This is a genomic window from Bacillus sp. FSL R5-0439, assembly GCF_038008805.1.
GTDB classification, from domain to species: Bacteria; Bacillota; Bacilli; order Bacillales; family Bacillaceae; genus Bacillus; species Bacillus safensis.
Genome location: NZ_JBBOZW010000001.1, coordinates 2540020 through 2554244 on the forward strand (window position 1 = coordinate 2540020; position 14225 = coordinate 2554244).

12 protein-coding genes are annotated in these 14225 nt (G+C 42.6%); 2 read left to right on the plus strand and 10 right to left on the minus strand.

The window, feature by feature from the left end:
- Window positions 1-40 precede the first annotated feature (40 nt).
- From NST59_RS13055 to zapA, 6 genes are all read right to left on the minus strand, one after another.
- Window positions 41-496: an Imm63 family immunity protein gene (locus NST59_RS13055; RefSeq protein ID WP_144490390.1), complete on the minus strand. Its 456-nt coding sequence runs from the start codon at window positions 494-496 to the stop codon at window positions 41-43.
- 162 nt (window positions 497-658) lie between these two features.
- Window positions 659-1063, minus strand: coding sequence for a DUF350 domain-containing protein (locus NST59_RS13060; protein ID WP_008345990.1), 405 nt, complete (start codon window positions 1061-1063; stop codon window positions 659-661).
- A 14-nt stretch (window positions 1064-1077) separates the two neighbouring features.
- Complete coding sequence (locus NST59_RS13065) at window positions 1078-3435, minus strand: endonuclease MutS2 (protein ID WP_126681703.1); 2358 nt, start codon at window positions 3433-3435, stop codon at window positions 1078-1080.
- A gap of 21 nt (window positions 3436-3456) precedes the next feature.
- Window positions 3457-5169 (minus strand): DNA polymerase/3'-5' exonuclease PolX, encoded by a 1713-nt coding sequence (gene polX / locus NST59_RS13070; RefSeq protein ID WP_327842242.1) that lies wholly within the window; start codon window positions 5167-5169, stop codon window positions 3457-3459.
- Between the two features lie 114 nt (window positions 5170-5283).
- On the minus strand, window positions 5284-5817 hold the full coding sequence (locus NST59_RS13075) for a CvpA family protein (RefSeq protein ID WP_024423226.1): 534 nt from the start codon (window positions 5815-5817) through the stop codon (window positions 5284-5286).
- A gap of 7 nt (window positions 5818-5824) precedes the next feature.
- On the minus strand, window positions 5825-6082 hold the full coding sequence (zapA, locus tag NST59_RS13080) for a cell division protein ZapA (RefSeq protein ID WP_012010831.1): 258 nt from the start codon (window positions 6080-6082) through the stop codon (window positions 5825-5827).
- A gap of 134 nt (window positions 6083-6216) precedes the next feature.
- Here zapA and rnhC point away from each other — a divergent pair, with 134 nt between their 5' ends.
- Window positions 6217-7140, plus strand: coding sequence for a ribonuclease HIII (gene rnhC / locus NST59_RS13085; RefSeq protein ID WP_041115042.1), 924 nt, complete (start codon window positions 6217-6219; stop codon window positions 7138-7140).
- Window positions 7141-7177: 37 nt separating this feature from the next.
- On the opposite strand, the gene pheT is transcribed toward rnhC, so the two are convergent.
- From pheT to NST59_RS13100, 3 genes are all read right to left on the minus strand, one after another.
- On the minus strand, window positions 7178-9592 hold the full coding sequence (gene pheT / locus NST59_RS13090) for a phenylalanine--tRNA ligase subunit beta (protein ID WP_268464409.1): 2415 nt from the start codon (window positions 9590-9592) through the stop codon (window positions 7178-7180).
- A 15-nt stretch (window positions 9593-9607) separates the two neighbouring features.
- A complete protein-coding gene (pheS, locus tag NST59_RS13095) occupies window positions 9608-10642 on the minus strand; it encodes a phenylalanine--tRNA ligase subunit alpha (protein WP_047202641.1) in 1035 nt (344 codons plus the stop codon).
- Window positions 10643-11023: 381 nt separating this feature from the next.
- Entirely contained in the window at window positions 11024-11767 is a 744-nt protein-coding gene (locus NST59_RS13100) for a TrmH family RNA methyltransferase (RefSeq protein ID WP_144491329.1), read from the minus strand.
- Between the two features lie 113 nt (window positions 11768-11880).
- Between NST59_RS13100 and sspI the strand changes: the two genes are divergently transcribed.
- Window positions 11881-12099: a small acid-soluble spore protein SspI gene (gene sspI, locus NST59_RS13105; protein ID WP_129193005.1), complete on the plus strand. Its 219-nt coding sequence runs from the start codon at window positions 11881-11883 to the stop codon at window positions 12097-12099.
- Window positions 12100-12141: 42 nt separating this feature from the next.
- Here the strand turns inward: sspI and cstA are convergent, their stop codons facing one another.
- Window positions 12142-13938, minus strand: a complete 1797-nt coding sequence (cstA, locus tag NST59_RS13110; protein ID WP_228280367.1) for a carbon starvation CstA family protein — start codon at window positions 13936-13938, stop codon at window positions 12142-12144.
- Window positions 13939-14225: the final 287 nt, after the last annotated feature.

The window sequence follows — 14225 nt, forward strand, 5'->3', positions numbered from 1 at the left end:
AGTTTGCTTTTTTCAAATAGAGCTTGGTTCCATGACCTCTTTATTTCTTCGCTGGTGTTTCGATCGATGCTCTTTTTCCTTCATGATGCCACTGTTCATATAATCCACCGATTGCACGGAATGACTCATTTACTCTCTCCACGATCTGTTGATGGATACTCGGATCATTAGGTAAATGCGTCTGGATGTTGTCGACTTGATACTGCCTCATCATGTCGATGTAGACTGTGAGAAAAATCGTGTCTTCTAAAATCCAGTAAATGACTTCATCCGCCTCTTCTGTTCTTTTATGCAGCATTTGGATTCCTCGTTCATATTGAATGAGAATATAGCCGCTCGGATCGATTTGAACATAAGGACTCAAATCATCAAAAAATCCAGTCGTTTGAAATGGGCGTGCAATATACGGTTCATATATGTCTCTTGGCAGGGATGTCATTTGGAGACATGTATCAATGCGCTTTATGATTTCGTCTTTTTGCAGAATTTGCTTCATATGATTCGCCGCCTTCGGGTGAGATAAAAGCTGCCAAGGGACCCCTGACAGCTTTCTCACTTTGTCTTCTTCATTTCACAGGAACATGTAAACGGCACCAATGACCGCAAAAGTGCAGGCAACTACGATTAAAACTTTTGCTAGCTTTTCCATGTCGTCTCCTTAAATGCCGGCTGCTACTACGTAAGACAGCCCAACTGAAATAATGAGTGAAATAAACCCGACCGCTCTATTATCATTCTCAATCTCTTTGTCTACTTTAAATCGTGGTGTTAAAAATTCAAAAATGAAATAGCTGACAAGCAGCATCACAAAGCCGTATACGCCCCATCCAATCATTTGCAGAAGGGAATTGTGCTGTGCAATAGAATGCTGAAACACATTCGCAATCCCAAAGATCTTTCCACCTGTTGCCATGGCAACAGCTAAGTTCCCACGCTGAATCTCTTCCCAGTTTTTATAGGAGGTGACGAGTTCAAAAATGGTTAGAAATAAGACAAGACATAGAACGGCCACGCTGTAATAGGCGGCAATTTCCACAAGTTCATTTTCCCAAAAGGCTTTCATGCGTTTTCTCCTTTTTACTTTAATTCGACGATGGTAACGCCTGATCCTCCCTCGCCTTGTTCCCCAAAACGAGCATTTTTCACACTTCGGTGCTGTTTCAGTAATTCCTGAACCCCTTTTCTAAGGGCGCCAGTTCCTTTTCCGTGAATGATCGACACACGCGGATAACCAGCTAAGACAGCATCATCTAAATATTTCTCGACTCTGCTTAAGGCATTTTCATAACGCTCTCCCCTTAAGTCGAGCTCAAGCGATACATGATAATCTTTTCCTTTGACTGCCGTAATGGCTTTCTCCTGCTTAAATTCAGGTGCCGATTTGATAAATTCCATGTCTTTTTCTTTTACTTTCATTTTCAGAATGCCCATTTGGACACTCCATTCTTTGTCACCTGTTTGTTCAAGCAGCGTTCCTTTTTGCCCGAATGTGAGCACTTTCACTTCGTCGCCTGATTTTAGCTGTCTTGCTGCTTTTTTCACCGGCTCTGGCTTTTTCTTCCGGTCAAACTCAGGCACTGCATCTTCAAGACGCTTTCTCGCATCGATGAGTTCATGCTCTTTGAATGAGCGATGCTCATTTTTTATCGAACGAAGCTCTTGAATGATGTCTTCTGCTTCTTTTGAGGCTTGTTCAATTTTTTCTGCCGCTTTTTGTTCAGCTTCTTCAAGCAGTTTGTCCTTTTGCTCATTCCATTCAAGAATTTGTCTCTGCAATTCTTTATGAAGTTTTTCTGCTTCTTTTCTATAGACTTCTGTCTCATGCAGCTCTTCTTCTGCTTGTTTCTTGCTGTCTTCTAATGAAGCAATCATTTGGTCTACTTCATTATGCTCAGCATGCATATCCGCTTTTGCCCGGTCAATGAGGTGATCTGGCAAACCAAGACGTTTAGAAATTTCAAATGCATTACTTCGTCCAGGCACACCGATGAGCAATCGGTACGTTGGTGATAAGGTTTCAATGTCAAACTCCACGCTCGCATTTGTGACACCTTCTCGGTTATATCCGTAAGCCTTCAGCTCAGGATAGTGAGTTGTTGCGATGACGCGTGCATTTGTTTGATGCACCTCGTCTAAGATACTCATGGCCAGCGCGGCACCTTCAGCAGGGTCTGTTCCTGCCCCTAATTCATCAAATAACACGAGTGAGTTAGATGTCAAATTCTTTAAGATATCCACAATATTGACCATATGAGATGAGAACGTACTCAAGCTTTGCTCAATGGACTGTTCATCTCCAATATCAGCAAAGACTTGGTCGAATACAGCTACTTCCGAGCCTTCTTCAACTGGAATATGAAGGCCTGCCTGCGTCATCAGCGTCAAAAGACCAAGCGTTTTCAAGGTAACGGTCTTACCCCCTGTATTTGGACCAGTAATGACGATGGTTGAAAAATCTTTGCCGAGTTCAATGTCATTTGCCACAACCTGATCACGAGGCAATAAAGGATGTCTTGCCCGTTTTAAATAAATCTCCCCTTGATCGTTCACAGCAGGCTTTGTGGCTTTTTCTGCCTTTGCATACTTGGCTTTAGCAAAAATAAAATCTAGCGTTTGAAGCTCCTTTACATTGTGAAGCAGTTCTTCAATGTGTTCTGACACGCTCGCTGTCAGCATTTGCAGGATCTTTTCGACCTCTTGTTTTTCTTTTAAACGGGTTTGCTGCAAAGTGTTATTTAAATCCACGACCACTTGCGGCTCGATAAAAAGGGTTGCCCCAGATGATGACTGATCGTGAACAATTCCGCCGTAATTCGAGCGGTACTCCTGCTTTACCGGAATCACAAACCGGTCATTACGAATGGTAACAATCGTGTCTGACAGCATTTTTGAAGCAGATTGTGAACGAATCATGGATTCTAATTTATCTCGAACTTTTGATTCTAATGAACGTAATTGCGTACGTATTGTTCGTAGCGCCGGAGTTGCATGATCAAGCACTTCTCCATTATCACCGATACAGCTTTCGATTTCTTTTCTGACTTCAGGCAGTAATATCAGCGTCTCTGCATATGTATGAAGGCGCGGTATATCTACACCATCTTCATACAGGGACGTGAGAAAGTGCTTCATATTTTTCGCAGTGTATAATAGCGCTGCAATTTCCATGAGCTCAGATGGGCTTAATGTACTGCCGATTTCTGCCCGTTTGACCCCGCGTCTAATATCCGTCAGCCCGCCAAATGGCGCAGATCCCTTTAAACGGATGACATCCTGTGCTTCTGCTACCTCTTCAAGCAAATGCTGAATGGTTTCTATATCCGTCAGCGGCGTTAAATCCTGCGCTCTTTCTTTTCCTAATGAGGATGCGGTATAGGACATGACTTTTTCTTTTACTTTATGAAATTCTAATGATGCTAACACTTTTTGTTGCAGCATGGTCCAGCCTCCTAACGACTACCTGTCACGCGTTAAAAACTTTTTGATCTCGTTTAGAGAAAAAGTATTCACGACATTTGCTTTTGGTGTCCAGCCTTTTCTTGCAGCTGTTACACCAACTTCCATATGATCCAGCATGGTGATATTGTGCGCATCTGTATTGATCATGATGTTCACACCTGCTTCGTTTGCTTTCATTAAATGCTCTGTTTTCAAATCAAGTCTTGACGGGTTGCTGTTGAGCTCTAGTGCAGTTCCCGTTTTCTTCGCAAGCTCTATGAGCTGATCTATATTTAAGGCATAGCCGTCTCGTCTGCCGATCAAACGGCCTGTTGGATGTGCAATTAAATCTACATGCTGATTCCGCAGGGCATTTTCAAGGCGCTCCATGATGACTTCCTCCGGCTGAGAAAAGCTAGAATGGATAGACGCAATCACAAAATCCATGTCTGCTAAAAAGTCATCATCATAATCTAATGATCCATCCGGGAGAATATCTATTTCGACCCCTTTGAAAATGTGAAAATGCTCGAATTCTTGATTGAGCTTGTCAATTTCTTTTGCTTGCAGACGTAAACGTTCTTTTGTTAAACCGTTTGCTACTTTTAAATATTGCGAGTGATCTGTAATCGCCATGTATTCATAGCCTTTTGCGATACATGCCTCTGCCATTTCACGAATAGAAAATGCGCCGTCACTCCAAGTTGAGTGCATATGAAGGTCGCCTTTAATATCTTTTAGCTCGACAAATTGCATACTTTCTTTATACGTATCAATCTCCGCTCCGGTTTCACGAATTTCTGGCGGAATGAGCGGAAGTTGAAAATGCGCATAAAAAGCGGCCTCGTCTTCGAACGTTTTTACTTCTCCAGTTTCAATTGTTTCCACACCATATTCACTAATACGCTCTCCGCGTTCCTTCGCCAGCTGACGCATTCGAATATTGTGGTCTTTTGAGCCAGTGAAATGATGCAGCGTTGTTGCAAATTGGTCTGTTGTCACAAGCCGGAAATCTACACTGATCTCAAAATCAAGGGCAAGAATGACAGATACCTTCGTATCACCGCTTGCGATGACGTCTTTGACATCTTGAAGTGCAACGAGCTGCTCTCTGACTTGTTCAGGATTGTCAGTCGCGATGATATAATCTAAATCTTTGACTGTTTCCCGTGCACGTCTTAAACTGCCAGCTCTTGAAAAACGAAGAATCCCCTTCATCTGTTCAAGCGCATGATCAATCCGCTCTGCCACATCTAATGCAAAGCCAATTGGCAGTCGTTCTGGCTGTTTTCCAGCCTCCTCAAGAGCGGCGAGTATCTTTTCTTCGGTTTTTTTACCGAAGCCTGCAAGCGCTTGTACTTTTTCCGCTTCGCATGCTTCTTTTAATGATTGTGCATCATGGACACCAAGCTCTTGGTAAAGCTTAGCAATCTTCTTCCCGCCAAGTCCTTGCAATTTTAAGAGCGGAACAAGTCCTTCAGGCACTTCCTTTTTTAATTGTTCGAGTGTTTCTGATTGTCCTTTTTCGATATACTCTGTGATCACAGCAAAGGTTCCTTTTCCAATGCCGGGTAATGCTAATAGATCATCTATTTGCGAAAGGCTGCGGTCGTCTTGTTCCAGTGCCGCCGCTGCTTTACGAAAGGCAGAAATTTTAAAAGGGTTATCTCCTTTTAGCTCCATATATACTGCAATTGTTTCAAGAAGTTTGATAATATCTTTTTTATTCATCTCTCATCCTCCAGCCGCTTTGGCATCTTCCTATATAAATATACAAACTTTCCCTTCATCCTACAACTTTCTGTCATGGAATGAGAAAAAACTTCTCCAGGAAAGGAGAAGTTTTTAAACTCCATACGTCGACCATAGGTCTTTGACAAGACCGGACAGGTAAGGGGTGTTGTTTACGATCACATCTGCTAACATTGATTTGCTCATCATTGTCTGCAGTGCATCTACTGGTAGTAATGCAGCGACAAACAATAGAATAAACACAAATAAATAGGTTTCAAGAAATCCTAAAACACCGCCAAGCAGTTTGTTCACCTGTTTAATCACAGGTATACTTGCAATGGTTGTGAGCAATCCGCCAATGATGGCGAGCAGGATTTTGGTCAAGATAAACAGAATGATAAACGCAATGGTATTATAATAAGCTGTTTCTAGATTTCCACTAAAGAAAGCAAGCTGCGGTTGACCGCCGCTAAAATTAGGTGCTGGAATCCACGTAAGCTGTGGTGCAAGTGACTGATAAAACATGGAAGCCACTAAGATAGAAACAACAAAGCTGATCAATTTAATAAATTGAAGAATAAACCCGCGTTTTAGACCGACAAGCGTTCCCATAAGAAGCAAAAACAAAATGATGATATCGATCACGGTAATTTCATTCCTTTTCTTTTAGCTGAATCTCTAATTTTTCGTATTGCTCTTTTAATTTCAAGTAGTCGTGGACGACATTGACTGCTGTCAGTACAGCTAATTTGTTTATATCAAGGTATGGATTTTTTTCATTTATTTCTCTCATTTTATCATCAACAATTGACGCAACATGTCGCATATGCATCTTCGTTTCTTGTCCGATGATCGTATAGGACTGTCCGTAAATCTCAACTGTTGTTTTCGTTTTACCGCCGTCAGACAACGTTTCTCCTCCATTCCACGAGAATCCTAGTCTCTATCATAACATGTTTAGACATTGAATGGAAAGACGAGCCCTTCCCTGTTATGGTACACTTTAGAAATCAATGATATCAAGGTAAAAAGGAGTTATCCACTGTGCCCCAATCCGTTTTAAAAGCAACATCAGAAGACCTCAAAAAGATGAAGAGCGCGTATGCGCACCATTTAACAGACACTTTGCCGCCAGGTGCCCTCTTTCAAGCAAAAGTCCCTGGCTGTACGATTACAGCCTATCGATCTGGGAAAGTGCTCTTTCAAGGACAAAGGGCAGAAGCTGAAGCCAGTCAATTCAGCCATTTACAAGCAGCTGATACGAAAAGTCAAAAAGCACCTGCTGTCACAAAATACAGTCCGCCGCCCGGCATTGCTTCCATGTCGGTCATCGGTTCAGATGAAGTAGGTACAGGAGATTATTTCGGACCGATCACAGTCTGTGCGGCCTATGTTGATGCCAGCCAGCTTGCTTTAATGAAAGAGCTTGGCGTAAAAGACTCAAAAGGATTAAAGGACCCGCAAATTATCAACATTGCCAAGGATCTCATCAAAACCATTCCGTTCAGCCTTCTCGTCCTCCGAAATGAAAAGTACAATACGATGCAGGAAAAGGGCATGAGTCAAGGAAAAATGAAGGCACTGCTTCATAATCAAGTCATCACCTCTGTGCTAGAAAAACTGGGCGGACAGCAGCCTGAGGCTATTTTGATTGACCAGTTTGCAGAACCAGGCATTTATTTCAGGCATCTGGCTGGGAAAAAAATCATTCGGGAGCGGACGTATTTTAGTACAAAAGCAGAAGGCATCCATTTGTCAGTCGCTGCGGCTTCCATTATCGCAAGGTACGCCTTTTTAATTGAAATGGACAAATTATCAAAGGCTGCAGGCTTTGACATCCCAAAAGGAGCCGGCCCTCATGTAGACAAGGCCGCCGCCAAGCTCATCAAGCTGCATGGTGAAGATGCTTTACGTCAATTTACAAAGCTGCATTTTGCCAACACACAAAAAGCGAAAAAAATGCTATAAAAAAAGCTAGGGCCCATGAGGCCTTAGCTTTTTTTCTTTAACCGCGTAAGATGGCTTGATACGTATCTTCTAGTGCTTTCAATACTTTTGTATGAACAGCTGTGACTTCTTCCTCAGTCAACGTTTGTTCAGGGTTTAAATATTGAAGAGAGAATGCAACAGATTTTTTGCCTTCTTCCATATGTTCCCCTTCGTACACATCAAATACAGAGAGGTCTGTGAGTAGATGACCACCTGCTTCATAGATGACTCGCTCCAGCTGTCCGCTTGAGATATGCTGATCGACAACAAGTGCGATATCTCTTGTCACAGCAGGGAATCTCGGAATCGCTGTATATTTCATATCCTTCGTTTCAGATGTCATCACATCTGTTAAATCAAACTCGAACACATACGTTTCTTTTAAATCCAATTCTTTTTCAACAACTGGATGCAGTGCGGCAACAAAGCCAATGACTTTACCATTTAAGTGAACATCTGCTGTTCGACCTGGGTGAAGACCCTCACGCTCTGCTTGAACATATGTGATTTGGTCTGACACACCAAGCTTTTCGAACAATCCTTCAGCAATTCCTTTCGCTACATAAAAATCGACGGCTTTTTTCTCACCCTGCCAAAGATTTTTATGCCATAAGCCTGTCAGCGCACCAGCGACATGTTCTTTTTCCACTGGTTTTGCTCCTTCAGCTTCTGCTAAGAAAACAGATCCCGTTTCATAAAATCCAAATGAATCGGCTTGTCTTGCCAAGTTATATGCAACAGAATCAAGTAAGTTTGGCAAAAGGCTTTGTCTCAGCACACTGCGTTCCTCACTCATTGGCAGAGAAAGCCTCGTTTCATAAGCTGGATGAAGGGCAAAAGCTGTGGACTTATGCTGATTCGTCAATGAATACGTAATCGCTTGAGAAAGTCCTGCGCCCTCTAAGAAACGTCTTACCTTTCTGCGCTTCACTTGGTATGGCGTGAGACCGCCAACCGTGCCAGCTGTCGCAGGCAGTGTAGATGGAATATTATCGTAGCCGTATAATCTTGCGACTTCTTCAATGAGGTCTTCTTCAATCGTAATATCCATTCTGCGGGAAGGAACTGTTACGACAAGAACATCATTTGATTCGCCCACTGTGAAGCCTAGTTTGTTGAAAATCTGAATCATATCTTCTTTTGAAATGTTCATTCCAAGCACCTTGTTCACACGCTCAGTTGATACGTGGATGACATTCATACTTGCTTCAAGATGATTTTCCTCAACTGTACCGCTTAGCACTTCACCGCCTGCATACATGCTGATCAATTGAGCTGCTCTTTCTGCTGCCGGCTTCGTACGCTGCGGATCGAGTCCTTTTTCAAATCGTGTGCTTGATTCACTGCGAAGTCCTAAGTCTCTAGATGCTTGACGGACTGTTTGACCGTTGAAATATGCCGCTTCTAAAAGAATCGTCGTCGTCTCATCACGCACCTCTGATTCAAAGCCGCCCATGACGCCTGCTACCGCGTGCGCTTTCGTTCCATTCGTAATGACAAGATGCTTTGATGACAATGTACGCTCTTGTTCATCGAGTGTTTGAATGATTTCGCTATCAGTTGCTTTACGAACGACCACCTGTTTTGAACCAAAGCGGTCATAATCAAAGGCATGAAGCGGCTGGCCGTATTCAAGCAGTACAAAATTTGTAATATCCACGACGTTGTTAATTGGACGAATGCCTGCATTCATCAATCTTGTTTGCATCCAAAGCGGTGCTGGTCCAACCTTTACATTTTTAATGATCTTTGCTGCATAAAGTGGATTCGCTTCTTGATCCTCAATTTTAACAGAAATATAGTCTGCTGCTTTTTCGGAAGAAGTGTCATGTGCTGTATCAGGAAGCTTGATGTCTCTTCCTAAAATGGCCGCAACCTCATAAGCGACACCTAGCATATTCAGGGCATCGGCACGGTTTGGTGTTAAGCCAAGCTCAAGTACCGCATCATCTAATTGAAGTGCTTGAAGGGCATCATCCCCTGGTTTCACGTCATTCGGGAAAACAAAAATACCTTCTGCATATTCTTTTGGTACGAGCTTGCTCTCTACACCTAATTCTTGCAGAGAACAAATCATGCCATGAGACTCTTCACCGCGCAATTTTGCTTTTTTAATTTTGAAGTTGCCAGGAAGGACTGCACCAACTGTTGCGACGGCCACATGCTGTCCTTTCTCCACATTCGGAGCCCCGCAAATAATTTGCACCGGTGCGTCTTCGCCGATATCAACAAGACATTTGTTTAATTTATCTGCATTCGGATGCTGTTCACGTTCAATGACGTGTCCAACGACAACCCCTTTGATGCCTTCACCTTTATATTCAACGGCTTCCACTTCAATTCCGCTTCTTGTGATTTTTTCTGCTAATTCATCCGGCTTGATGCCTTCTAAATCGACATAGTCTTCTAACCATTTATATGAAACAAACATGTTGATTTCCTCCTCTTAGTCCTGCTTGAATTGCTTTGTGAATCTAATGTCATTTGTGTAGAAATGGCGAATATCATCAATGCCGTATTTCAGCATCGCAATCCGTTCCACACCCATTCCAAAAGCAAAGCCTTGGTAAGTTTCTGGATCAAATCCGCTCATTTTCAGGACATTCGGATGAACCATTCCTGCACCTAAAATCTCGATCCAGCCTGTTCCTTTACATACAGAGCAGCCCTTCCCGCCGCATTTAAAGCAAGACACATCAACTTCAACAGACGGTTCTGTGAATGGGAAAAAGCTTGGACGCAGTCTAATTTCACGATCTTCTCCAAACATTTTTCTTGCGACTGTCTCCAGCGTTCCTTTTAGATCACTCATGCTAATATTGTGATCGACGACAAGCCCTTCAATTTGCATAAATTGATGTGAATGAGTCGCGTCATCACTGTCACGTCTATATACTTTCCCAGGACAGATGATCTTCACAGGACCTTGTCCTTTATATTTCTCAAGTGTACGTGCTTGAACTGGTGATGTTTGTGTTCTCATCAGTGTATCTTCCGTAATATAGAAGCTGTCCTGCATATCACGTGCCGGATGCTCCTTTGGAAGATTCAATGCTTCAAAGTTATAGTAATCCGTTTCCACTTCAGGACCTTCCTCAACGGTATAGCCCATTCCGATAAATAAATCTTCAATGTCTTCGACAACTATCGTTAATGGATGTCTTGCCCCTATTTTGATTGGACTTGCCGGCAAAGTAACATCGATCGTTTGAGAAGCAAGTTTTTTCTTTACTTCTTCTGCTTCAAGCTGTTCATTTTTTTCAGCAATGGCACCAGCAATCTGCTCTCTTACTTCGTTTGCGAGTGCACCCATTTTTGGTCTTTCTTCCGCGGAGAGCTTGCCCATTCCGCGAAGTACTTCTGTAATCGGTCCTTTTTTCCCTAAATATTGAACCCGAATGTCATTGACCTCTTTGAGCGAGCTAGCTGCTTCAACCTTCGCTATCGCCTCTGTTTCAAGCTGTTTTAACGTTTCTTGCATGAGTGTAATCCTCCTTTTGATATACAAAACCGCTCGGATAAACGGCTGTTTGATCGTTTGAAGACAATAAAAAAACCCGTCCCTCCATAAAAGAAGGGACGAGTTGTGGTCGCGGTACCACCCTTGTTAAGCACAAATGCATGTGCGAATAAGCTTCATTGACATAACGGAATCAAACGAATCCGGTTCACCTTTACGCAAAGCAATGCCTGCGGTCCCGGTGACAACTCCAGAGGTGAATTCCTGTTTCAGCTTTCCTTAAATGCACTTTCAGTCTACGATGCATTCTCCCTATAAGGCTGCTTCTTGAAACAATCTTCCTCTATCATGGTTTTTAAAATATTAGTTTTATTATAGTGAAAATGAACGCATGTTGCAACATTATCCACGTAAATGATAGACAAGAACAGCTGCTGCAACAGCTACATTTAATGATTCTGCCTGCCCATACATTGGTACATATAAATTTTGGTCTGTCATTTGCAGAATCTCTGGATCAATACCAGCTCCCTCATTTCCAACAATTAATGCAAATGGGCCTTCTGCCGTTACGCTTTTATACTCTTTCGCATCTTTTAAAGCACTGCCGTATACAGGTAAGCCTCGTTCTTTCAGTTCGATTATTGCCTGTTGAAGGGATTGCTTTAAGATGGGCAGATGGAAATGAGACCCTTGTGCGGAACGGAGCGTTTTTCCGTTAAACGCATCAACTGTTCCTTCTCCTAAGATCACAGCATCAAGACCAGCGGCATCTGCTGTTCGAATGAGTGTGCCTAAATTCCCCGGGTCCTGCACTGCGTCTAATAAAAGAAGCCGTTCAACCTTCTTTTCTTCAAAAACAGGAACTGTACAGACCGCGGCAATGTGCTGAGGCGTTTCTGTTTCTGTCATGGCAGAAAAGGCCTCTTCGCTCAGTTCATAAAGCTCAATGTCAGGCTGGATATGAGAAGGAAGCCTATCGGGCGAAGTGACCATTAATTCCTTCACAATCCCGCTCTTTAATGCTTCTTCGACTAAGTGTATTCCCTCAACGAGAAACAGCCCCGTTTTCGTTCGTTCTTTTTTCGTATGGAGCTTTTTCCACTGTTTAATGTTTGTGTTTTTAGCTGATTCTATATATTTCAAGCGACGTTAACTCCTTTAATTATCATGAATTTATTATATCTCATGCACACTACATAATAAACCTGTCTTTGAGACAGAATAGGGCTATTACCATCAAAAAAGGAGTGTGGGCAATGGATTTTAATTTAAGAGGCGCAGTCATTCAAAACATTACTGGCCATAATCAAGAGCAGCTTGAACATACGATTTTAGATGCTATTCAAAGCGGCGAGGAAAAAATGCTGCCAGGTCTTGGCGTGTTGTTTGAGGTGCTATGGCAAGAAGCATCAGAAAACGAAAAAAATGAGATCCTTGAAACATTAGAGCAAGGCTTAAAGCCTCAGCAGCAATAAAAGAAGCCGGTTTGCTTATAAAAGCAAGCCGGCCTTTTTCATTTAGCCAGTGATAGGCGTTTCCATTCGAAGCGCTGGATCACGCCAGATTTCAACCCATTTTTTAATTGCAAACACAATAATCACAAACCCTAAGATCAGCATGATGATCGAAAGCACCGCATTTAGCACACTATAGCCGGATGCTTCAGGATTGAGATATACATTCGCTACCATCCAATAGCCTGCATAATTCACCGTCACATATAAGTAAGCAAGCGGAATTAAACAAGTCAGCATATAACGTCTTTTATCTGCAATTTTTAATACAACCGTTGCCCCAATGATCAACCCAACCGAAGCCATTAACTGGTTTGAAACCCCAAACAGCGCCCAAATAGACCCGATGTCACCTGAGTAAAGTAAGTATCCCCACATAAAACAAGCAAGCGCACTTGCAAACACCGAACCTAGTACCCAGTCAGTTCGTTTAAGCGGTTTATATGCTTCACCTAAGAAGTCTTGAATCAAATAGCGTGCCACACGTGTCCCCGCATCAATAGCGGTTAAAATAAAAACAGCCTCAAACATAATGACGAACTGGAAGAAGTAAGAAGCCAAATGACTAAAGAACGGAATTCCCGTAAAGATATACGCCATCCCTACCGCTAATGTTACGGCACCACCCGTTCTTCCTTCTAAATCAAGGCCGATTTCCTTACTCAGCTGCGGAAGGTTTTCAACGCTCATACCAAGTGTCCGGAACACTTCTGGCGTACTGTTTATCGCAAAATAATCTCCTGGATGCAGGGCCGTAGCCGCAATTAAAGCCATAATCCCAACTAAGCATTCGACCAGCATTGCGCCAAACGCAACAGGCTTCATATCACTCCAGCGGTCCAGCATCTTAGGTGTTGTCCCTGAACCAACAAATGCGTGGAAACCAGAAATAGCACCGCAAGCAATGGTAATCGAAATAAATGGCCAGACAGGACCAGCTAATACAGGTCCTCCTCCGTTCACAAACTCTGTAAACGCCGGGAATTGAATGGACGGATTCACCACAAAGATGCCGGCAATCAGCGCAATGAATACACCAATTTTCATAAAACTACTTAAATAGTCCCTCGGTGCAAGCAGCAGCCAAACTGGCAGAGCCGCAGCAAAAAAGGCATAGATCGGCAGGGCAAGAGCAAGCGTTTTTGTATCAAGTGTTAAAAAATCACCTAGTGCCGTTCCTTGAATATTTGGACCAAGGAATACACCAAACATCAGCAAAATAAATCCCGCAGATGTCGCCAGCTTTAAATTGCCTGTTTTTTTATAATACAGACCAACCCCCATCGCAATCGGAATCGTAATTCCAACTGCAAATGTCCCCCAAGGGTTTCGTTCAAGAGCATGAAGCACAACCATAGACAAACCTGCCATTGTGATTGTAATAATAAACAGCATCGCAAGCCCTGTACAAAAACCAGCAACAGGTCCCAGCTCTTCCTTCGCTACCTCTGATAATGATTTCCCCTTTTTACGCATCGACGCAAATAAGACGACTAGATCATGTACAGCTCCACCTATGACGGCACCAATTAAAAGCCAAAGGAGACCAGGTAAATACCCAAATTGAGCGGCTAATATCGGACCCACTAACGGACCAGCAGCTGCAATCGCAGCAAAGTGATGCCCAAATGTGACCCATTTGTTTGTCGGCACATAATCTTTCCCGTCCTCTAGTAGGTGAGCCGGTGTAGGATGATCATCTGTCACCTTTAATACCTTGACCATCATAAATGTGCCATAAAGACGATAGGCAATCGCTAAAATACACATAGATCCTATTACAATTGTAACCGCATTCATTTAACCATCCCCTTTGTATAAACAATTTGTTACAAATATAACATAAATTGATTGATTTTTCTTTCTTTTAAAACCAAGTTGACAAATAAGAATAATGTGTTTATTCTTAAGGTAGCTTCACCTACTTCCATAAACTCTCTTTTGGCAGGGCATTCTATGGCTCTGTCCTTTTTATTGCTTTCATCTTACAAAAATAAACGCTTGATCACATGTGCCTTATTCACTAGGAAATGTTCTCTTCTTTTGCCAAAAACAGTTCTTTTGGTGCATCTTAAAAAAACACCGTT